The organism is Methyloversatilis thermotolerans (assembly GCF_000372885.1).
Classification (GTDB): domain Bacteria; phylum Pseudomonadota; class Gammaproteobacteria; order Burkholderiales; family Rhodocyclaceae; genus Methyloversatilis; species Methyloversatilis thermotolerans.
In genome coordinates, this window is record NZ_KB889967.1 from 2,734,375 (window position 1) to 2,755,472 (window position 21,098).

Annotated in this window: 16 protein-coding genes; 10 read left to right on the top strand and 6 right to left on the bottom strand. The window is 65.7% G+C overall.

Features of this window, described 5'->3' with window-relative positions; all coding sequences use genetic code 11:
- Nucleotides 1-6: 6 nt before the first annotated feature.
- Entirely contained in the window at nt 7-1,641 is a 1,635-nt protein-coding gene (locus A3Q7_RS0112240; protein ID WP_018412181.1) for an ATP-binding cassette domain-containing protein, read from the bottom strand.
- 355 nt (nt 1,642-1,996) lie between these two features.
- On the opposite strand from A3Q7_RS0112240, the gene A3Q7_RS0112245 reads away from it, so the two are divergent.
- The 6 genes from A3Q7_RS0112245 (at nt 1,997) to A3Q7_RS0112270 (ending at nt 12,308) form a co-directional block, all read left to right on the top strand.
- The gene (locus A3Q7_RS0112245) at nt 1,997-4,426 is read left to right on the top strand and encodes a type I restriction-modification system subunit M (protein ID WP_018412182.1); all 2,430 of its coding nucleotides are present in this window, start codon (nt 1,997-1,999) and stop codon (nt 4,424-4,426) included.
- Entirely contained in the window at nt 4,423-5,757 is a 1,335-nt protein-coding gene (locus tag A3Q7_RS20315) for a restriction endonuclease subunit S (protein ID WP_018412183.1), read from the top strand. The genes A3Q7_RS0112245 and A3Q7_RS20315 overlap by 4 nt, the downstream gene beginning before the upstream one ends.
- Entirely contained in the window at nt 5,754-6,701 is a 948-nt protein-coding gene (locus tag A3Q7_RS0112255) for an endonuclease NucS domain-containing protein (RefSeq protein WP_018412184.1), read from the top strand. Before A3Q7_RS20315 ends, A3Q7_RS0112255 begins: the two co-directional genes overlap by 4 nt.
- A 17-nt stretch (nt 6,702-6,718) precedes the next feature.
- Complete coding sequence (locus A3Q7_RS0112260; RefSeq protein WP_018412185.1) at nt 6,719-8,353, top strand: ATP-binding protein; 1,635 nt, start codon at nt 6,719-6,721, stop codon at nt 8,351-8,353.
- A 124-nt stretch (nt 8,354-8,477) separates the two neighbouring features.
- Nucleotides 8,478-11,588 carry a type I restriction endonuclease subunit R gene (locus A3Q7_RS0112265; RefSeq protein ID WP_018412186.1) on the top strand — a complete coding sequence of 1,037 codons (3,111 nt, stop codon included), beginning with the start codon at nt 8,478-8,480 and terminating at the stop codon, nt 11,586-11,588.
- A gap of 3 nt (nt 11,589-11,591) precedes the next feature.
- On the top strand, nt 11,592-12,308 hold the full coding sequence (locus A3Q7_RS0112270; RefSeq protein WP_018412187.1) for a M48 family metallopeptidase: 717 nt from the start codon (nt 11,592-11,594) through the stop codon (nt 12,306-12,308).
- A gap of 303 nt (nt 12,309-12,611) precedes the next feature.
- Here A3Q7_RS0112270 and A3Q7_RS0112275 read toward each other — a convergent pair whose 3' ends face one another.
- Nucleotides 12,612-12,860: a hypothetical protein gene (locus tag A3Q7_RS0112275; RefSeq protein WP_026224765.1), complete on the bottom strand. Its 249-nt coding sequence runs from the start codon at nt 12,858-12,860 to the stop codon at nt 12,612-12,614.
- Nucleotides 12,861-13,131: 271 nt separating this feature from the next.
- Complete coding sequence (locus A3Q7_RS20815) at nt 13,132-13,284, bottom strand: hypothetical protein (protein ID WP_018412189.1); 153 nt, start codon at nt 13,282-13,284, stop codon at nt 13,132-13,134.
- A gap of 176 nt (nt 13,285-13,460) precedes the next feature.
- On the opposite strand from A3Q7_RS20815, the gene A3Q7_RS0112285 reads away from it, so the two are divergent.
- The 3 genes from A3Q7_RS0112285 to A3Q7_RS0112295 all read left to right on the top strand — a co-directional run bounded on the left by A3Q7_RS0112285 (nt 13,461) and on the right by A3Q7_RS0112295 (nt 14,602).
- A complete protein-coding gene (locus A3Q7_RS0112285) occupies nt 13,461-13,715 on the top strand; it encodes an antitoxin (RefSeq protein ID WP_018412190.1) in 255 nt (84 codons plus the stop codon).
- Nucleotides 13,716-13,732: 17 nt separating this feature from the next.
- The gene (locus tag A3Q7_RS0112290; RefSeq protein ID WP_018412191.1) at nt 13,733-14,146 is read left to right on the top strand and encodes a type II toxin-antitoxin system VapC family toxin; all 414 of its coding nucleotides are present in this window, start codon (nt 13,733-13,735) and stop codon (nt 14,144-14,146) included.
- 210 nt (nt 14,147-14,356) lie between these two features.
- Nucleotides 14,357-14,602, top strand: coding sequence for a type II toxin-antitoxin system Phd/YefM family antitoxin (locus A3Q7_RS0112295; protein ID WP_026224767.1), 246 nt, complete (start codon nt 14,357-14,359; stop codon nt 14,600-14,602).
- Nucleotides 14,603-14,671: 69 nt separating this feature from the next.
- Here A3Q7_RS0112295 and glmS read toward each other — a convergent pair whose 3' ends face one another.
- Complete coding sequence (gene glmS / locus A3Q7_RS0112300) at nt 14,672-16,510, bottom strand: glutamine--fructose-6-phosphate transaminase (isomerizing) (RefSeq protein ID WP_018412193.1); 1,839 nt, start codon at nt 16,508-16,510, stop codon at nt 14,672-14,674.
- A gap of 58 nt (nt 16,511-16,568) precedes the next feature.
- On the bottom strand, nt 16,569-17,930 hold the full coding sequence (gene glmU, locus A3Q7_RS0112305; RefSeq protein WP_018412194.1) for a bifunctional UDP-N-acetylglucosamine diphosphorylase/glucosamine-1-phosphate N-acetyltransferase GlmU: 1,362 nt from the start codon (nt 17,928-17,930) through the stop codon (nt 16,569-16,571).
- A 192-nt stretch (nt 17,931-18,122) separates the two neighbouring features.
- Between glmU and A3Q7_RS0112310 the strand changes: the two genes are divergently transcribed.
- Entirely contained in the window at nt 18,123-18,641 is a 519-nt protein-coding gene (locus A3Q7_RS0112310) for a DUF4124 domain-containing protein (RefSeq protein WP_051079206.1), read from the top strand.
- Between the two features lie 981 nt (nt 18,642-19,622).
- Here the strand turns inward: A3Q7_RS0112310 and A3Q7_RS0112315 are convergent.
- On the bottom strand, nt 19,623-21,089 hold the full coding sequence (locus A3Q7_RS0112315; RefSeq protein ID WP_018412196.1) for a glutamate synthase subunit beta: 1,467 nt from the start codon (nt 21,087-21,089) through the stop codon (nt 19,623-19,625).
- Between the last annotated feature and the right edge of the window lie 9 nt (nt 21,090-21,098).

The following is a 21,098-nucleotide window of genomic DNA, read 5'->3' on the forward strand; positions in this document are numbered from 1 at the left end:
GCTGAATCAGTGCCCGCGCCGCGCCAGCACCGCGTCGCGCAGGCCGGCGTCGACCACGCGGCCTGCCTCGACCACCACCACGGTGTCGAAGCGCGCGAGCAGGCTGGGCCGGTGCACCGAGGCGACGATGCAGGCAGCCGGAAACGCCGCCACCATGCGGTCGAACACCCGGCCTTCGGCCTGCGGGTCGAGCGCGCTGGTCGGTTCGTCGAGCAGCAGCAGCGAACTGCCCTGCGCCGCCAGCGCACCGCGGGCCAGTGCCAGGCGCTGCCGCTGACCGCCGGAGAGGTTGCCGCCGCGCTCGCTCAGACCGCTTTGCAGGCCATCGGGCAGGCGCTCGAGCACTTCGTCGAACACGCCGGCGTGCATGGCCGACTGCAGCGCCGCCGGGTCGGCCGGCTGGCCGAAAGTCAGGTTCTCTTCGACGCTGGCTTCGAACACTTCAGCCTCCTGCGGAATCAGCGTCGCCAGGGTGCGCAGTTCGGCCCAGGGCACCGGCACGCCGTCGCGCAGCAGTTCACCCTGCTGCGGCAGGTAGAGGCCGGCCAGCGTGCGCAGCAGCGTGCTCTTGCCGCCGCCGCTCGGGCCAATCAGCGCGACGCGCGTGCCGCGTCGCAACTCCAGATCCACGCCGCGCAGACCGCCACGCGCGTCGTCGCCATAGCGCCAGGTGGCGCCGCGCAGTGCCAGCGTCTGCCACGGCGCGTCCGCCTGCACCGCAGGCACCGCCGCATCCGGCTCGCCGGGCGCGGCCCAGATGGGCTCGGCGCTGCAGTAGTCGGTGTGCATGCGCGCGAAGCCCTGGAAGTTCGACGCCAGCGACGCCACCACGCCGGCCGCCTGCTGCGCGTACTGGTAGATCATGAACACCGTGCCCAGCGCCACCGCCTGCCCCGGCGTGCGCACCTGCATGACATACACCACCACCAGCACCCAGGTGAGCCCCATGCCGAGCAGATCCACCGCGAACCACTTGCCCTCGTTCACCATCACCGCGCGCCGCAGCGGCGCCATCACTGCCTCCATGCGCCGGCCCAGCAGTACGCGCGAAGCCGCCTGCAGCCGCAGCCCGATCACCGTGCCCGCGTTGCCGACGAAATCGAGCAGCGCCGCGGCATAGCGGCGGTCGGCATCGTTCTCGGCGCGCGCGAGCTGCATCAGCGTGCGGTCGAAGCGCAGGATGATGAGCGCGATCACCACATAGCCGCTCACCGCGATCGCGCCACTGGTGCGCGACAGCAGCGCCAGCGCCACCAAGGGGCCGACGAAGTTGAACGCGCTCTGCAGATAGTCGAACTGGTTCTGCGCGAAGTCCGACAACGCCCGGCTCGCCTGCATCACCCGGTGCTGCAGCTCACCCGAATGCCGCCCGTCCCGCCACGCCAAGGGTGCGGCCGCGATGCGCGCATACAGCGCATCCGCCAGCCGCGCGCGCACCCGCACGCCGACATTGCGCTCCAGCACCCGCCCCGGCCCGTGCAGCAGCCACGACAGCAGATAGATGCCGACCAGATAAAGAATCCACCGCCCCGCCGTCGCCATGTCGCCCTGCTGCAAAGCATTGATCGCCTGCGCGGCCAGCCACGGCATGGTGAGGCGCAGCAGCTGCGCGCCGGACAGCAGCGCCGCGGCGCCCAACATCTGCGCGCGTGCGCCGCGGGCGTGGAGCCAGAGGGCGCGGTAGAGGTCGCGGGCGGCGGTGGGGAGGCTGATGGCGGGGCGAGGTGGGGCTGGGGTCGATGCGGTCATGGGGAGTAAACGTCCTCGGGTTCGCCACGCTCCGGCCTGAACCGATGGTGCGACGCCGGGGCGTATTGTGCCCGTCCCCGGCGGCACAGCTCACTCGGCTCACAGTGAGCAGTTCGGCAGCAGGGAAAGTCGTGATATAGAGCAGTTCGCCTGCAGCACAAGCCGGACAAGTGGCGCTCCTGCACTTTGCGCCATCGGTTGCCTCAGGCGCCATCGCTTTGACATGTCTCGCCTTAACCCGAATCGTATGCCCGTCAAGAAGTCAGACCTCTATTCCAAACTCTGGGCCAGTTGCGACGAACTGCGCGGCGGCATGGACGCCAGCCAGTACAAGGATTACGTGCTGGTACTGCTGTTCATCAAGTACATCAGCGACAAGTACGCCGGTCAGCCCTTCGCAGCCATCCAGGTCCCCGAGGGCGCCAGCTTCGCCGACATGGTGGCGCTCAAAGGCAAGAGTGACATCGGCGACCAGATCAACAAGAAGATCGTCCGCCCGCTGGAAGAAGCCAACCGCCTGCGCATCAAGGCCGACTTCAACGACGATGCGCTGCTGGGCCAGGGCAAGGAGAAGGTCGACAAGCTCACCAACCTGATCGGCATCTTCGAGTCGAAGGACCTGGACTTCAGCCGTCACCGCGCCGACGGCGACGACATCCTGGGCGATGCCTACGAGTACCTGATGCGCCACTTCGCCACGGAGAGTGGCAAGAGCAAGGGCCAGTTCTACACGCCGGCCGAGGTGAGCCGCGTGATGGCGCAGGTGCTGGGCATCGCCAAGGCCAACACGACGCCCAACACCACCGTTTACGACCCGACCTGTGGCTCGGGCTCGCTGCTGCTCAAGGTGGCCGAGGCCGCACCTACGCCTGTCAGCATCTATGGACAGGAGAAGGACGAAGTCACCAGTGGCCTGGCCCGCATGAACATGATCCTGCACCGCAACCCCGGTGCGGTGATCGAACAGGGCAACACCCTGGCCGACCCCAAGTTTCTGGAAGGCGGCCAGCTCAAGACCTTCGACTACGTGGTGGCCAACCCGCCGTTTTCCGACAAGCGCTGGAGCAACGGCCTGGTGGGCGATGCCTACAAGCGCTTCGAAGGCTTCGGCACGCCGCCCGACAAACAGGGCGACTACGCCTACCTGCTGCACATCGTCCGCTCGCTCAAGAGCACCGGCCGGGCCGCCTGCATCCTGCCGCATGGCGTGCTGTTCCGCGGCAATGCCGAGGCTGAGATCCGCAAGAGCCTGGTGCGGCGTGGCCTCATCCAGGCCATCATCGGCCTGCCGGCCAACCTGTTCTACGGCACCGGCATCCCGGCTTGCATCCTGGTCATCGACAAGGCCGGCGCGTCGGCCCGCAAGGGCATCTTCATGATCGACGCCGCCCAGGGCTTCATGAAGGACGGCCCCAAGAACCGGCTGCGCGAGCGCGACATCCACCGCATCGTCGACACCTTCACCTCGCTGGACGGCAGCGACCCGCGCTACGCCCGCATGGTGGGGCTGGACGAGATCGAGAAGAACGACTTCAACCTCAACCTGCCGCGCTACATTGACAGCAGCACGCCGGAAGACCCGCAGGACATCGATGCTCACTTGAACGGCGGCATCCCGGAGGCCGATGTGCAGGCGCTCAGCCGCTACTGGGCCGTGTGCCCGCAGCTGCGTGCCGCGCTGTTCAAGCCCCGACGGCCGGGCTACCTGGACCTGGCCGTGGCGCCCGCCGCCATCAAGTCCACCATCCACCAGCACCCCGAGTTCCAGGCCTTCACCGCCGCCATGAACGCGCACTTCGACCAGTGGCGCGCGTCAGCCGTGAAGCGCCTGAAGTCGCTGGACAAGGGCAGCTTCCACCCCAAAGACCTGATCAAAGGCGCTGAAGGCCTGCTGGACCACTACGAGCACCTGCCCACCGCTGAGAAGCTGATCGACCCCTATGCCGTCTACCAGCACCTGATGGACTACTGGGCCGAGACCATGCAGGACGACGCCTACCTGATCGCTGAAGACGGCTGGAAGGCCGAGCCCTACCGCGTGCTGGAGACCAAGAAGAACAAGGACGGCTCACCAGGCAAGACGGTGGACAAGGGCTGGGCCTGCGACCTGGTGCCCAAGGCGCTGCTGGTGCAGCACCACTTTGCCGCCGAGCAGGCTGAGCTGGACCGGCTCGGCGCCGAGCTGGAAAGCACGCAGGCCGCGCAGACCGAGCTGGAAGAAGAGCACAGCGGCGACGATGCCGTGTTCGGTGGCTTCGACAAGATCAACGACAAGGAAGTGAAGTCGCGCATCAAGGAGATTGGGCATGATGCCACCACCGATGCAGACTCGGCTGATGAGCTGGCCGTGCTGAAGCAGTGGCTGGACCTGTCGGAGCAGGCCAACGGCCTGAAGAAGCGCCTGAAGACGCTAGAGGCCGATCTGGACGCCAAGGTCCTGGCCCGCTACCCGTCGCTGACGCCCGACGAGGTGAAGGCGCTGGTGGTGGACCATAAATGGATGGCGGCGTTGGATGCGGCGGTGCATGGTGAGCTGGACCGGGTGAGTCAGGCGCTGACCGGGCGGGTCAAGGAACTGGCCGAGCGCTATGGGCGGACCATGCCGGAGCTGGTGCAGCAGGTGAACGACTTTGAGGCTCGGGTGGCGGGGCATCTGGCGAAGATGGGGTTCGCATGAAAGGGGCGAAGCCAGAGTCGTCGATGTCAGACCGCAGCAAGTGGATGCAGGCCTCCCTTTCAGATCTCTATGAGTTCAAGAACGGCGTCAATGCAGATCGGCAGGCCTACGGCCGAGGCGTCCCGTTTATTAACGTCCTTGAACCCATAACCTTCTCGCATCTGAAGGGCCATGAGATATCAGGGCGCGTAGATCTGCCCGGAGCTGCAGTCGCTGCATACGAGGTGCGCGAAGGGGACTTGGTCTTCAATCGGACATCGGAGATCGGAGACGAGGTGGGGCTTGCCGCAACGTACCTCGGCACCGAGTGCGTAGTGTTTGGTGGATTCGTCATTCGAGCTCGACCGGTCTCAAAGTTGATTGACTCGAGCTTTGCCGCATATGCGTTGCGGGCACCGGATGTGCGGACCCAAATCATTGCGATGGGTCAAGGTGCGGTACGCGCAAACATCGGGCAGGACAACCTTCGTCGAGTCGAACTGAAGTTCCCGCCGTTGCCCGAGCAGTTGGCGATAGCAACTGCTCTAGCCGATGCTGACGCCCTGATCGACTCGCTGGAGCAACTGCTGACCAAGAAGCGCCAGATCAAGCAAGGCGCCATGCAGGAGCTGCTCACCGGCAAGCGGCGGTTGCCAGGGTTTACCAAAGCATGGTCGTGCAAGGAGGTGCGAGACCTAGTCCGAACCCCGGTGACAGATGGGCCTCACGCGACCCCAGTCTTTGTTGAGTCAGGTGTCCCGTTCCTGTCAGTCAACAACTTGGTGGGCAATCGCATCGACTTCACAGATCTACGCTTCATCACCAAAGAAGACGACCAGCTATTCGCCCGAAAATGCAAGCCGCAGAAGGACGATGTCCTTCTCGGAAAGGCTGCCTCGGTGGGCAAAGTTGCGATAGTTGAAGATGACCTTGACTTCAACATCTGGTCACCGATCGCACTGATCCGAACCGTTGAAGAGCTGGACTCACGGTTTCTGTTCTACCAACTGCAGAGTCGGTCAGTTTCAACACAGATCGCAGTACTTACGAATTCATCGTCGCAAGGGAATCTCGGCATGGGCGACATTGAGAAGCTCCAGATTACCTATCCGTGCTTTGACGAGCAGCGCGAAATCGCCGCCGTTTTGTCCGACATAGATGCCGAGACCACCGCCCTCGAATCCCGCCTGACTAAAGCCCGCGCCCTCAAGCAAGCCATGGCCCAAGCCCTGCTGACCGGCCGCATCCGCATTCCCTTGGACCCCCAGGAACCGGCTGTGCCGGTTCCCCCCCCCAAGGGGGTGGGCGCGCTTGGGAGCGGCCCGGCGCGCACCCAGGAGCCCACCGCATGACCCAACCCGCCAAGCACTACTACCGCGTCATGCTGGGCCGCCAGAGCGTCCATGCCGCCGAGTGCCTGGCGGGCGGCTTCATCGGCGCCGACTTCGGCATCGAGCAAGACCTGAGTGGCCAGTTGCCGGAGGAGTGGCGGCAGTTCAACGCCGCCTTCATTCCGGTGTTCCTGGCCGGCCATCCCGACAAGAGCCGGATCGCGGCCGGCCTGGCGTGCGGTGCGCTATGGACCGTGGCCAAGGGCATACGCACCGGCGACGTCGTGCTGTGCCCGGACGGCAGCGGCCGCTATCACGTGGGCGAGGTACAGGGCGCTTACAGCTACGCGCCCGGTCAGGCGCTGCCGCACCGCCGCCCGGTGAAATGGCTGCCCATCGCCATCGATCGCGCGGCCATGAGCGAGGCGCTGCGCAATTCCACCGGCTCGCTGCTGACGGTGGCCAACATCAGCGAGTACCACCAGGAGATCGAGCAGTTTCTGGCCGCGTTGCCCGGCCAAACCGCGCCCAACATCGTGGCCACCGACCCGGTGGTGGAGGACCCGGTGGCGTTCGCGATGGAGAAGCATCTGGAGGCATTCCTGGTCCAGAACTGGGCGCAGACCGAGTTGGCCCAGGATTTCAAGATCTACGAAGACGACGGCGAGCTGGTGGGCCAGCAGTACGCTACCGATGCCGGGCCCATCGACATCCTGGCGGTGAGCCGCGACGGCCAGCGCCTGCTGGTGGTTGAACTCAAGCGCGGCCGCGCGTCGGACGTGGTGGTGGGCCAGATCCTGCGCTACATGGGCTACGTCAAAGAGCAGATCGCCGAGCCGCACCAGACCGTGGAAGGCGCGATCATTGCGCTGGATGACGACCAGAAGCTGCGCTGGGCCATCGCGGTGGTACCCAGCATCCGCTTCTACCGCTACCAGGTGAGCTTCAAGCTCATCCGGCACTGAAAACGGGAGGCAAGGCAGTGAGCCTGGAAGGCCAACTCCGCGACCAGAAGTCCTTGCGCGCCGTCACCGGCAGGACGGCCGACTGGGGCGAGCTGGCCAAGGACTGCGTTGCCTTTGCCAACGCAACGGGCGGGCAGTTGCTGCTGGGCATCGAGGACGGCGAGGACCAGCCGCCGGCCGGGCAGCGCATTCCGGCCGAGCTGCCGGACACGCTGCGCCGCAAGCTGGCCGAACGGACCGTCAACGTAACGGTGCTGCCGGACGTGGTGACCGCGGCCAACGGCGGCGAGTTCGTCGCGCTGCGCGTGCCGCGCTCGCTGGCCGTGGCGTCCACCGCCGACGGGCGTTATTACCTGCGGGTGTCCGACCAGAGCCGGCCAGTGACCGGCGACGACGTGCAGCGACTGACCAACGAGCGGGCCGCGCGGCCGTGGGAGACGCTGACCACGCTGGAGGTGCCTCGATCGGAAGCGGATCCGGCCCAACGGACGCACCTGCTGCACGATCTGCGTGCGAGTGACCGTGTGAAGCCATCGGTCAAAGAGAAAACGGACGATGAGCTGCTCGACCACTATCAGCTCGCTCAGGGGCCGTGGCTCACCCACCTCGGCGTGCTGTGCATCGGCCGCCAGCACCAGCGGGCGCAACTGGCTTCGGCGCCGGTCATCCAGTTCATCAAGTTTGACGAGCGGGGCGAGAAGGTGAACAAGCTGGTGTGGGATGACCACACCCTGAGCCCGATTGCGCTGATCGAAGCAGTGTGGGCCGAGGTGCCCGATTTTCGTGAGCGCTACGAACTGCCCGACGGACTGTACCGCCAGCATGTGCCGGCGTTTGACGAAGTGGTGGTGCGCGAGTTGCTGGTCAATGCGCTGGTGCACCGGCCCTACACCCAGCGCGGCGACATCTTCCTGAACCTGTACCCGGACCGGCTGGAGGTGGTGAACCCCGGCCCGCTGCCCCTGGGCGTGACGCCGCAGAACGTGCTGCACACCACGGTGCGGCGCAACGAGCACCTGGCCCGCCTGTTTCACGACCTGAAGATGATGGAGCGCGAAGGCAGCGGCTTCGACAAGGTATACGAAGTGCTGCTGTCGCAGGGCCGGCCGGCGCCGGAGCTGAGCGAAACCCACGACCGCGTGCAGGTGACGGTGCGCCGCCGCATCCTGGCGCCCCGCGTGATCGACTTCATTGCCAGGGCCGACCAGACCCACCCGCTCACCCAGCGCGAGCGCATCACCCTGGGTCTGCTGGCGCAGCACGAGGCAATGACGGCGCGTGAATTGATGGCGGCGCTGGAGCTGCCCACGGCGGAGGCACTGGCGCCGTGGCTCAAGCGCCTGCTGGACTGGCAGCTGGTGCACAGCAGCGGCCGCACGCAGGCCATGCGTTACTTCGTCGCCCCGGATCTGTTGCAAACCCTGGACTTTCAGGGCACCACGACGCTCAAGCGCATCGAGCCGCACCGGCTGGCCGCGCTGGTGATGGAGGATCTGCGTCGCTACCCCGCGTCGGCCATCAGTGCCGTGCATCAGCGCGTTGGAGCCGAGATCCATCCCAAACAGATCAAGCGCGTCATCGACGAACTGGTCAGTCGCGGCGAAGTACGCTTCGAGGGCGAGAAGCGCTGGCGGCGCTACTGGGCAACATGACGAGGTCGCTATCGGACAAGCCCTGTCCTATCGCGGATAGCGGGGCGATAGATTCAGATCGATAGGCTGCCGAACACCAATTAATCAAAAACTTATATCGACCAAGCGCACCAAGGGAGGTTGGATGCCTGAACAGATCGGCAAGCCTGAGCGCGTCACCCAGAAGCGGGTGATCGAACTGTTCACCCAGCAACTGGGCTACCGTTACCTGGGCGACTGGTCGGACCGCACAGTCAATCACTGCATCGATGAGGAACTGCTGACGTCCCATCTGCAGCGCAACGGCTACAGCCCTGCTCACATCGGCGCCGCCCTGTACAAGCTGCGCGCCGAGGCCCAGGTGCATGGGCGCACGCTTTACGCCGCCAATCAGGCGGTCTACCAACTGCTGCGCTATGGCGTGTCGGTGAAGGTGGCGGCCGGCGAGGTGAGCGAGACTGTTCATCTGGTGAACTGGGACCTGCCGGCTGACAACGACTTCGCCATCGCCGAGGAAGTGACGCTCAAGGGCGGGCACGAGCGCCGGCCCGACATCGTGCTGTACCTCAACGGCATTGCCGTGGGCGTGCTGGAGCTGAAGAACAGCCGCGTGGGGCTGGGCGAGGGTATCCGACAGTGCCTGTCGAACCAGCAGCCGGAATTCAACGACTGGTTCTTCAGTACGGTGCAACTGGTGATGGCGGGCAACGACTCGGAAGGTCTGCGCTACGGGACCATCGAAACGCAGGAAAAGTACTTCCTGACCTGGAAGGAAGACGAGGCCGACAACGCGGGCTACAAGCTCGACAAGTACCTGGCCAAGTTGTGCGGCAAAGCCCGGCTGCTGGAACTGATGCACGACTTCGTGCTGTTCGACGGCGGCATCAAGAAGCTGCCGCGGGTGCACCAGTACTTCGGCGTCAAGGCGGCGCAGGCGCATGTGCAGCAGCGGCGCGGCGGCATCATCTGGCACACGCAGGGCGCGGGCAAGAGCATCCTGATGGTGCTGCTGGCACGGTGGATCCTGGAGAACCGGCCCGCGGCGCGCGTGGCCATCATTACCGACCGGGATGAGCTGGACCGGCAGATCGAGCGCGTGTTCAAGGACGCGGGCGAGACCATCCACCGCAGCCAGAGCGGCCGCGATCTGATGGCGCAACTGGCGCAGCCCAATCCCCGGCTGCTGTGTTCGCTGGTGCACAAGTTCGGCCGCCGGGATGTCGATGATTTCGAGGCCTTCATCCGCGAACTGGCCGCGCAGCCCAGCCAGACACAGGGCGAGATCTACGTCTTCGTAGACGAATGCCACCGCACCCAGGGCGGCAAGTTGCACCGGCTGATGAAGGCCATGATGCCCAACGCGGTGTTCATCGGCTTCACCGGCACGCCGCTGCTCAAGAGCGATGCGCAGACCAGTCTGGAGGTGTTCGGCGGCTACATCCACACCTACAAATTTGCGGAGGCGGTGGAAGACAAGGTGGTACTGGACCTCGTTTATGAAGCTCGCGACATTGATCAGAAGCTGGGCAGCACGGACCAGATCGATCAGTGGTTCGATGCCAAGACCAAGGGCCTGAACGATTGGCAGAAGGACGAACTGAAGAAGCAGTGGGGCACGATGCAGAACGTGCTCAGCTCACGCGCCCGCATGGACCGGGTGGTGGCCGACATCGTGTTCGACTTTGCGGTGAAGCCGCGGCTGTCGAACGAGCGCGGCAACGCCATCCTGGTGGCGTCCAGCATCTACGAGGCGTGCAAGTACTTCGTGCTGTTCGGCAAGACGGTGTTCAAGGGGCGTTGCGCGGTGGTGACCTCGTACAACCCGCAGGCGTCGGACGTGAGCAAGGAAGAAACCGGCGCCAACACCGAGAGCGACAGGCAGTTCATCTACAACACCTACACCGAGTTGCTGCAGGACGTGGTCGCCGAGCCCGGAAAGACCAGGACCGAAACCTACGAACAGCAGGTGAAGGACCGCTTCATCAAGGCGCCTGCACAGATGAAGCTGCTCATCGTGGTCGACAAGCTGCTGACCGGTTTCGACGCGCCGCCCTGCACCTATCTCTACATCGACAAGTCGATGCAGGACCACGGACTGTTCCAGGCCATCTGCCGCACCAACCGGCTGGACGGTGACGACAAGGACTTTGGCTACATCGTCGACTACAAGGATCTGTTCAAGAAGGTGGAGAAGGCCATCGCCGTCTACACCGCCGAGCTGGACCACAGCGCGGGCGGTAGCGCCCCGGAGATCCTGGTCAAGGACCGGCTGGAAATTGGTCGCGAGCGCCTGGACGACGCCGTGGAGGCCCTGGCCCTGCTGTGCGAGCCCGTGGAGCCCCCAAAAGGCGATCTGGAGCACATCCATTACTTCTGCGGAAACACCGAGCTTGCTGACGACCTGAAGACGCGCGAGCCTCACCGTATGGCGCTCTACAAAGCCGTGGTGGCCTTGATACGCGCCTATGCCAACCTGGCCGACGAGCTGGAGGCGGCGGGCTACACGCCCGCGCAGATCGACAACCTCAAGGCGCTGCAGAAGCACTACCTGAACCTGCGCGAGATCATCCGCAAGGCGGCCGGCGAGACGCTGGACCTGAAGCCTTACGAGGCGGACATGCGCCACCTGATCGACACCTACATCGAGGCGCAGGCACCGCGGAAGATTTCACCTTTCGACGGCATCGGCCTGCTCGACCTGATCGTCAGGACCGGCATCGCGGACGCGATTGCCGAGCGCCTGGGCAACATGAAGGGCAACAAGGAGTCGATTGCCGAGACGATCGAGAACAACGTGCGCAGCAAGATCCTGAAAGAGCAACTGACCGACCCGGCCTACTTCGCCAAGATGTCGGCACTGCTGGACGAGGTCATCCGCCTGCGCAAAGAGAAGGCCATCGAGTACGAGGACTACCTGGCCCGCATCGCAGACGTAGTCAAGAAGGTGAGCGCCGGCAAGGCCGACGATGCGCCGGAGCAGTTGAAGACAGCCGGCCAGCTGGCTCTGTACAACAACCTGAAGGACCATGTGGCCACAAACGCGGCGCAGCAGCCAGAGGCGCCCTATACCGACACGACACTGGCGCTGGACAAGGCGCTGAAGCTGGATGCCGCCATCAAGGCCAACAGGCCGGATGGCTGGCGCGGCGTGGTGGCGAAGGAGCAAATGGTCAAGCAGGCGATGTTCGATGTGCTGCAGGACATAAAGGAAGTGAACCGCCTGTTCCCCATCGTGTTCGCGCAGAAGGAGTACTGACCCGTGCGGGACTTGCTTGATCTTGGCGAGTTGCATGCGGAGGTCACCCGCAAGGCGATCAAGCACGTGCACCTCAGCGTGCTGCCGCCAGCGGGCAAGGTGCGCGTGGCGGCACCCCAGAGCATGCCGCTGGACACGATCCGCTTGTTCGTGGTGTCGAAGCTGGGCTGGATCAGGTCGCAGCAGCGCAAGCTGCAGGCGCAGGAGCGCGAAACGCCACGCGAATTCCTGAGCAAGGAAAGCCACTACCTGTGGGGCAAGCGCTACCTGCTAGAGATCACGCACGCCGACGCCGCACCCATGGTCAGCTTGAGCCCGAGGAAGTTGTATCTGCAGATGCGGCCTGATGCCGACCAGGCCCGTTGCGAAGAAGTATTGGATGCGTGGTACAGGCAGCAGGTGCGCGATGCGGTCCCGGCCCTGCTCGAACGGTGGCAGCCCTTGCTGGGCGTGAAGGCGAACCGCGTCTTCGTGCAGCGCATGAAGACCAAGTGGGGCAGTTGCACGCCTGCATCTGGCTACATCCGGCTAAACACCGACCTCGCCAAGAAACCACCCGAATGCCTGGAATACATCGTTGTGCACGAGTTGATCCACCTGCTTGAGCCGACGCACAACGCGCGCTTCGTTGCACTCATGGATATGTACTTGCCGCACTGGCAGCACCTGCGGAAGCAACTCAACAGATTGCCGGTGAGGCATGAGGATTGGGCGTATTGACCCGGACGCGATGGCAACGACCGGCATATCGTGGGCGATCTGCGCCAGGGAATCGTGCTCACTCTCGCTCCGGAGTGATCAGACAGCACCCCGACGACACCACCGCCCCGTGATCAATTTCCCACCGGCCAAATGGGTGAAGGGCACCACGTCGCGCGCTGAAAACCCCATGGCCGGCTCCCGGTGGAAAGGTGACAGGATTCTGCGCAGCCTATCGATTCATGTGCGGTCTCGCTACATGGGTCTGGTCATCTGCTGCGAGTGCGCGCTCCGTGCCTCTGGAAGGACGCGCCACGCGATCGCTCATCGAGCCTTCGCATATTCGGCCGCCAGCCTTGCCCTCACTGCATCGGCCGTCACGGCGCGCGACGGATCTGCCTTCAAGGCGTCATAAGCCGGCCCGATCTGCCGGACGAGCCAGTTCTCCACAGCGCGCCGGCCATCACGGATGACTTCGCCTTCTCTCGCGCATTCGCCCGTGCGGGCCATCTCGTTTGCTTCGCCAGCCTTGCCCTCGGCCGGGATCATGCCGCCTTGCTTCGTTGTGCGCATCGCTTGCTCCATCGCTGAACAGGCTGATCGTGTTCCACCGCCGCGCCGGCGTCCAGACCTCACGGCGGATTGCTTCGCTGCCGGCCTTCGCCGGGGGAAAGCGTGTGTCAGCGCGACAGCCGGATTGGATGCCGGATGGTGGTCAGCAGGAAGATCTCTTCGCGTCATCGACCGCGGGATGGAGGGAGGCTGTGAGGCAAATCCATGAGCTCGCGAAATGATGCCCGCCGTTCGCCATCATCATCTCAGTCTGCTCGCTGCGACCTTCGATTCACCCTTGGTCGATGCCGTTACCGAGCGAGGACATCCGCAGCCTGTCCGATCGGAAGGCAGCGCCCGTGGCATCGCCGCGGTCGGCATCGTTCTCGGCGCGCGCGAGCTGCATCAGCCTGCGGTCGAAGCGCGGGATGATGAGCGCGATCACCCGTGAGGCGCAGCGACTGCGCGCGAACCTTGCCCACACTCATTGCTCGCGCTGACGGGTTTGCCCCGCCTTTACGTCCTCGGTCCGGCCGGGGAGAAATGCCGACCGCGAGAACTTGAAGCGCCCGGCAACAGGTGGTATATACCACTGTATATACCCTATCGAGAACACCTCCCATGACCACGGCGAAACTGTTCAAGAACGGCCGAAGTCAGGCGGTACGCCTGCCGGCCGAATTCCGCTTCGAAGGTGACGAGGTCCGCATTCGGCGTGACCCCGAAACCGGCGACGTCATCCTGAGCCCGTACAGACGCACCTTCTCGGACTGGCTCGCATTGCGCGACGCGCTCATTGCCGAAGCCCCGCAGGAATTCGCCGACTTCGACATCCCGCGCGACAGCGCGCCGCCGCAGTTGCGCGACTGGCCATGACACCACTCGGCCCCTGCATGCTCGACACCAATGCCGCGTCGGCACTGATACGCGGCAACGCGCATCCGGTGCTGCTGGCCGCGATGGTCGAACAGCGCGTGTGCCTCTCGGTCATCACCGAAGCGGAACTTCGCTACGGCGTGCGCCGCCGCCCGGAAGCCAACCGCCTTGCGCGTGCGGTCGACACCTTTTTGCAAGCCCTGCCCATCGTGCCCTGGACATCATCCACCGCCGCGACCTTTGCCGAACTGCGCACGCGGATGGAAGCCCATGGCGTGAGTCTCGCCGCGATGGACCTGTTGATCGCCACCCAGGCCGTCGCCGAGGGCTGCACTCTCATCACCGCCGACCGCGCGTTCGCGCACGTGCCGGGTCTGAGGACATTCGACTGGTCGGCCGGCAATACGCCGGCACACGAGCCCGCGGGCTGACGCCGGAACAGGCGGCCGACCTCGACCCTCGGCCAGCGGGCCATGCGCTGGCCGGTTCGTTGCATGTCCTTGAGTTCGCCACTGCGTGCGCGCACCGCCTCGACCTTGCTCTTGAGCTTTTCGATCAGCGCGTCTTTCCGGATGACGACCGGGTTCGACTACGTGCCTTAGCCAGACGAGACTAACCTCGCATCTGCGCCGGAGGAAACCATGCGTTCAGTCAATATGTTGCAGGCCAGGACGACACTCTCCGGTCTGGTGGAGGCGATCGAGCTGGGTGAAGAGCGGGAGATCGTGATCGCGCGCAATGGCCGGCCGGTTGCCCGGCTGGTCTCTGTTGACACGCAACAGCCGGGACCGCGCCTCGGAGTAGCCAAAGGGCTGTTCGAGGTACCGGAGGATATCGACGCGCACAACGCGGAGCTGGCGCAGAATTTCAGCGGCGCCAAGCCATGACGCACGGCTCGATAACCGTGGCGCGCCACAGCGACACCATCATCCGCTGCTGAGCGTGCGCAGCGCGCCTCACTCCACCGTCACGCTCTTCGCCAGATTCCGCGGCTTGTCCACATCGGTACCCTTCACCAGCGCCGCGTGGTAGGCGAGCAGTTGCAGCGGCACGACGTGCAGCACCGGTGACAGCAGGCCGTAGTTCTCCGGCATGTTCAGGATGTGCACGCCCTCGCCCTCGGCCATTTCGGTGCCGGCGTCAGCGATGACATAGAGCTCGCCGCCGCGGGCGCGCACTTCCTGGATATTGCTCTTGAGCTTTTCGATCAGCGCGTCGTTCGGGGCGATGGCGATGACCGGCATGTCGCGGTCGACCAGCGCCAGCGGGCCGTGCTTGAGTTCGCCGGCCGGGTAGGCTTCGGCGTGGATGTAGGAAATTTCCTTGAGCTTGAGCGCGCCTTCGAGCGCGATCGGGTAGTGCTGGCCGCGGCCAAGGAAGAGGGCGTGGTGCTTCATCGCGAAGCGTTCGGCCCAGGCCTGGATCTGCGGCTCAAGCTCGAGCACGCGGGTGACCGCGCCCGGCAGGTGGCGCAGCGCGCCGAGGTATTTCTCTTCCTGCGCGACGCTGAGCGTGCCGCGGGTCTTGGCCATGGCCAGGGTGAGCAGCGCGAGCGCGGCGAGCTGGGTGGTGTAGGCCTTGGTCGAGGCGACGCCGATTTCCGGGCCGGCGCGAGTGATGAAGCGCAAGCTGGATTCGCGCACGATGGCCGATTCCGGCACGTTGCAGATGGCCAGCGTGCGGGTCATGCCGAGCGACTTGGCGTACTTCAGCGCGGCCAGTGTGTCGGCGGTTTCGCCGGACTGCGAAATGGTGACCACCAGCGTGTCGGGGTCGGCCACCGGCTTGCGGTAGCGGTATTCGCTGGCGATTTCCACCGTGCATTCGATGCCGGCGATGTCCTCCAGCCAGTAGCGGGCGACCAGGCCGGCGTGGAAGCTGGTGCCACAGGCGAGCACCAACACGCGGCGCACCGAACGGAACACGTTGTCGGCTTCGACGCCGAACAGATTGGGCGTGATCGAGCGCGCCTGGGCCAGCATTTCGAGCGTGTTCGACAGCGCGGCCGGCTGCTCGAAAATCTCTTTCTGCATGTAGTGGCGGTAGCTGCCCAGTTCGACCGCGTCGGCCGAAAGCTGGCTCACCTGCACCGGGCGTGCGACCGGCGTGCCGTCGAGACGCATGATGCGCATCGCGTCGCGCGTGAGTTCGGCCATGTCGCCGTCCTCGAGGTAGATCATGTTGCGCGTGACCTGCAGCAGCGCCGAGGTGTCGGAAGCCGCATAGTTGCCGGAATCCGACTGGCCCAGCACCAGAGGCGAGCCGTGGCGGGCGACGACGACGCGCGAGTCTTCGCCTTCGGTGACGATGGCGATCGCGTAGGCGCCAATCAGTTCGCCACAGGTGGCGCGCACGGCATCGACCAGGTCCGGATGGTTCTTCAAGTGATGGCGCACCAGATGAGCGATCACTTCGGTATCGGTTTCCGACGTGAAGGTGTAGCCCAGACCGGTGAGGCGGGCGCGCAGCGGCTCGAAGTTCTCGATGATGCCGTTGTGCACGACGGCCAGACCGTCGCTGATGTGCGGATGCGCGTTGCGCTCGGACGGCACGCCGTGCGTGGCCCAGCGCGTGTGGGCGATGCCGATGGCGGCATCGAGCTTCTGTTCGTCCGCCTGGGCGGCCAGTTCGGCCACGCGCCCGACCGCGCGCAGGCGGCGCAGTTGCGTGCCCTGCGCGCCATTGAGCACGGCCAGCCCGGCGGAATCGTAGCCGCGGTACTCGAGCTTGCGCAGCCCCTCAAGCAGGACGGGGACGATGTTCTGGCCGGCGATGGCCGCGACGATGCCGCACATGGAAATTCCTTTGGCGTTGCGATGCGTTGGTTACGGTGCCTGCCCGCGAGCGACGGCCCTATTTCTTCTGCTTCACCGGCCGCTTCCAGCCGGTGAGCGTGATCTGGCGCACGCGCGAAATCGTGAGCGCGTCGGGCGGCGCGTCCTGGGTGAGCGTGGTGCCGGCGCCCAGCGTGGCACCGCGGCCGACGGTGACCGGTGCCACGAGCTGGGTGTCCGAGCCGATGAATACATCGTCCTCGATGACGGTGCGGAACTTGTTCGCGCCGTCGTAGTTACAGCAGATGGTGCCAGCGCCGATGTTCACGCGGCTGCCCACGGTGGCGTCGCCGACATAGGCGAGATGATTGGCCTTGCTGTGCGCGGCGATGTCGCTGTTCTTGACCTCGACGAAGTTGCCGATGTGCACGTCCTCCGCCAGATTGGCGCCGGGGCGCAGCCGGGCATAGGGGCCGAGCTGGCAGCCGGCGCCAACCACGGCGTCGTCGAAATGGCAGAACGGCGCGATGACGGTGCCGGCGGCGACGGTGACGTTGCGCAGCACCGAATGCGCGCCCACCTTGACGCCATCGCCCAGTTCGACGCGACCTTCGAAGATGCAGCCGATGTCGATCTCGACATCGCGGCCGCAGACCAGCTCGCCGCGCACGTCGATGCGCGCCGGGTCGCGCAGCGTGACGCCGTCGGCCAGCAGGCGCTCGGCATTCTCGCGCTGGTGGATGCGCTCCAGTTCGGCCAGTTGCGCCTTGTCGTTCACGCCCAGCGTTTCTGAAACGCGGGCAGGCTGGGTGCTCACCACCGGCACGCCATCGCGCACCGCGGCGGCCACCACATCGGTCAGGTAGTACTCGCGCTGGGCGTTGTTGTTGGAAAGCTGGTCCAGCCAGCCGGCAAGCCGGTCACCCGGCACCACCATGATGCCGGTATTGATTTCGCGGAGGGCGCGCTCGGACTCGGACGCGTCCTTCTGTTCGACGATGCGCACGATGCGCCCTGCGCCGTCGCGCACGATGCGGCCGTAACCGGTGGGATCGTCCAGCGTGACGGTCAGGATGGCGAGCTTGTCCGCGCCCGCCGCGTCCACCAGGGTGCGCAGCGTGTCGGCGCGCAGCAACGGCACATCGCCGTAAAGGATGAGCACCGGTTCGTCGCGCGTAAGCGCCGGCAGCGCCTGCATGACGGCATGGCCGGTGCCGAGTTGTTCGGCCTGCAGCGCCCAGTCGACCGGCAGATCGGGAAAGGCCGCGCGCACGGCGTCGCCGCCATGGCCGTACACCACACAGGTGCGGCTGGGCTCAAGTGCAGCCGCGGTGCGCAGCACATGGCCGAGCAGCGGCCGGTCAGCCAGGGGTTGCAACACCTTGGGCAGGGCGGAGCGCATGCGCTTGCCCTGTCCTGCTGCCAGAATGACGATCTGCATCGGACACCACGATTCGGCGGAAAACCGCATGGATTCTAGCATCCGCGCCCGTATCGCCTGCTGCGCAGCAGTTCTCGGCGGACGGTGCGGATGCAACCAGTAAGCATGGATATTGCCTTACGCTCGAGGCCCGGACATGCGTCGGGCCGCCCGCCTCTCTTTGCGGAGAGCAGGCCTCAGGAGGTGTACGACATGAATATGCCCGCCCTTAATGGCTTGATCGGCGCTGCACTATGCCTGGTTCCGGTGATCTGTCACGCACAGGCCACGATACATCGCTGGGTGGATGAGCGCGGCGTGGTGAATTACGGCGACAGTCCGCCGGAAGGCCGCAAGACGACGCGCATCGTCACCACCGACCCGCTGGCGACGGAAAGAACGGCCGATGCGCCCCCGGCGCAGGCTCCGGGCAGCCGTCAGGACGCGCTGGACCGCCGGGCCGTGCGCGAGGAAATCGAGGATGCGATGCGCCGCGAACGGCTGGCGCGCGAGCGTGAAGCGGCCAGCGAAGCCGAGGCCGCCCGCATGGCAGCCCGCAAGCGCTGCGAAGAACAGCGCCGGGTCGATTGCGACCAGGCCGGCGCGCTGGACGAGCCGGTCTATGTGACGCCGCGCATCGTGCGGCGTCACCCGACCTACCCGGTCGCTCCGGTCCAGCCCCCCCGCCCCGCGCCGAGCGAACCTCCGGTGCTGATGCGCAAGCTGCCCTGAGGCTGGGCCCGGATCACGAACGAGGCCGGCGGCCCGCATGCGCCGCGTCGCGACCTTGGGGTCGCTCCTACAACAGCGCGCCCTTGCCACGAAGGGGGCGATGCCTGCCGTAGCGAGCACCGCTCGCGACAACACCCTCGAACGAAGCCCGCGGCCCGAATGCGCCGCGTCGCGACCTTGGGGTCGCTCCTACAACAGCGCGCCCTTGCCACGAAGGGGGCGATGCCTGCCGTAGCGAGCACCGCTCGCGACAACACCCTCGAACGAAGCCCGCGGCCCGAATGCGCCGCGTCGCGACCTTGGGGTCGCTCCTACAACAGCGCGCCCTGGCCGCGAACAGCGCGATGCCTGCCGTAGGAGCGAGCACCGCTCGCGACAACACCCTCGAACGAAGCCCGCGGCCCGCATGCGCCGCGTCGCGACCCTGGGGTCGCTCCTACAAGAACTCGCCCGAACCGCGCGCGGAGCCGGTTGTCTGACCCATCAAATCGCGCCCTGACCTCAAGCGAGCGCGGGTTTGGTGGGAGCGGGCTTGCCCGCGATTGCAGCTTCGAACGAAGCCGGCGGCTCGCTAAGGCCGCCGGCCCTCACCCGGCGCTGCGCGCCACCCTCTCCCGCTGATGCGGGCGAGGGTCACCTCGGCGACGCCTACCTCCCCTCGCCCACATCAGTGGGAGAGGGGCCCGGGGGTGAGGGCGAGCGGGTTTGTCCCGCGATACGGCTTCGAACGAAGCCGGCGACATGCCTACGCCGCATCGCGGCCAGAGGCCGCTCCCACAGGAACTCGCCCGAGCCACGAACGGAGCCGGTTGTCTGACCCATCAAAGCGCGCCCTGACCTCAAGCGAGCGCGGGTTTGGTGGGAGCGGGCTTGCCCGCGATTACGGCTTCGAACGAAGCCGGCGACATGCTTACGCCGCATCGCGGCCAGAGGCCGCTCCCACAGGAACTCGCCCGAACCGCGCGCGGAGCCGGACGACACTCAACGCGGCAGGGTGGTGCTGCCCATCAGGAACTGATCGACCTCGCGGGCGCACTGACGCCCTTCACGGATCGCCCACACTACCAGCGACTGCCCGCGGCGCATGTCGCCTGCCGCGAACACCTTGGGCACATTGGTGGCGTAGCAGCCTTCGCCGTCGGTGGTGGCGCGCGCGTTGCCGCGGCCATCCTTTTCCACGCCGAAGCTGTCGATGATGCTGGCGGCCGGGCTGACGAAGCCCATGGCGAGCAGCACCAGGTCAGCCTTCAGCAACTGTTCGGTGCCCGGCACTTCCTGCATGCGGCCGTCCTTCCATTCGACGCGCACGGTCTTCACCTGGGTGACGCGGCCGTTCTCGCCGATGAATTCCTTGGTGGCGATCGCCCAGTCGCGCTCGCAGCCTTCTTCATGGCTGGACGAGGTACGCAGCTTGATCGGCCAGTACGGCCACACCAGCGGCTTGTGCTCGGCCTGGGGCGGTTGCGGCATCAGTTCGAACTGGACCACGCTGGCCGCGCCGTGGCGATTCGAGGTGCCGACGCAGTCAGAACCGGTATCGCCACCGCCGATCACCACCACATGCTTGCCGGTGGCCATGATCTGGTCGGGCAGCTTGTCGCCGGCGACCACGCGGTTCTGCTGCGGCAGGAAATCCATCGCGAAATGTACGCCTGCCAGTTCGCGCCCGGGCACCGGCAGGTCGCGCGGCTGTTCCGCGCCACCTGCCAGCACGACCGCGTCGAACTCGGCCTTGAGCTGGTCGGGCGTGACCACCGTGCTGGCGTCGCTGTGCACCGGCGAGCCTTCCGGCAGCGGACCGACCTGCACGCCGGTGCGGAAGGTGACGCCTTCAGCTTCCATCTGCGCGACGCGGCGGTCGATGTGCGACTTTTCCATCTTGAAGTCGGGAATGCCGTAGCGCAGCAGACCGCCGACGCGGCTGTTCTTCTCGAACACGGTCACGTCGTGACCGGCTCGCGCGAGCTGCTGGGCGGCGGCCATGCCGGCCGGGCCGGAACCGACGACGGCCACCTTCCTGCCGGTCTTCTTCGCCGGCGGCTGCGGCACGACCCAGCCGTTTTCCCAGGCCTTGTCGATGATGGCGTGCTCGATCGACTTGATGCCCACCGCGTCGCTGTTGATGTTGAGCGTACAGGCGGCCTCACACGGAGCCGGACAGATGCGGCCGGTGAATTCCGGGAAGTTGTTGGTCGAGTGCAGCACCTCGATCGCCTGCTTCCAGTCCTGGCGGTAAACGAGGTCGTTGAAGTCAGGGATGATGTTGTTGACCGGGCAGCCGTTGTTGCAGAACGGAATGCCGCAGTCCATGCAGCGCGCACCCTGGATCTTGGCTTCTTCGTCGCTCAGGTGAAGCACGAACTCCTTGTAGTTGCGGACGCGTTCCGCAACCGGCAGCGAGGCCTCGGACAGACGCTGGTATTCCAGAAAACCGGTGGACTTTCCCATGTTCGATTC

Coding starts and splice junctions, on each gene's coding strand:
- A3Q7_RS0112310 (WP_051079206.1), top strand. CDS start 18,123: ATGAATATGCCCGCCCTTAATGGCTTGATCGGCGCTGCACTATGCCTG.
- A3Q7_RS0112290 (WP_018412191.1), top strand. CDS start 13,733: ATGCTCGACACCAATGCCGCGTCGGCACTGATACGCGGCAACGCGCAT.
- A3Q7_RS0112315 (WP_018412196.1), bottom strand. CDS start 21,089: ATGGGAAAGTCCACCGGTTTTCTGGAATACCAGCGTCTGTCCGAGGCC.
- A3Q7_RS0112265 (WP_018412186.1), top strand. CDS start 8,478: ATGCCTGAACAGATCGGCAAGCCTGAGCGCGTCACCCAGAAGCGGGTG.
- A3Q7_RS0112275 (WP_026224765.1), bottom strand. CDS start 12,860: ATGCGCACAACGAAGCAAGGCGGCATGATCCCGGCCGAGGGCAAGGCT.
- A3Q7_RS0112255 (WP_018412184.1), top strand. CDS start 5,754: ATGACCCAACCCGCCAAGCACTACTACCGCGTCATGCTGGGCCGCCAG.
- glmS (WP_018412193.1), bottom strand. CDS start 16,510: ATGTGCGGCATCGTCGCGGCCATCGCCGGCCAGAACATCGTCCCCGTC.
- A3Q7_RS0112295 (WP_026224767.1), top strand. CDS start 14,357: ATGCGTTCAGTCAATATGTTGCAGGCCAGGACGACACTCTCCGGTCTG.
- A3Q7_RS0112240 (WP_018412181.1), bottom strand. CDS start 1,641: ATGTTGGGCGCCGCGGCGCTGCTGTCCGGCGCGCAGCTGCTGCGCCTC.
- glmU (WP_018412194.1), bottom strand. CDS start 17,930: ATGCAGATCGTCATTCTGGCAGCAGGACAGGGCAAGCGCATGCGCTCC.
- A3Q7_RS0112285 (WP_018412190.1), top strand. CDS start 13,461: ATGACCACGGCGAAACTGTTCAAGAACGGCCGAAGTCAGGCGGTACGC.
- A3Q7_RS20315 (WP_018412183.1), top strand. CDS start 4,423: ATGAAAGGGGCGAAGCCAGAGTCGTCGATGTCAGACCGCAGCAAGTGG.
- A3Q7_RS0112245 (WP_018412182.1), top strand. CDS start 1,997: ATGCCCGTCAAGAAGTCAGACCTCTATTCCAAACTCTGGGCCAGTTGC.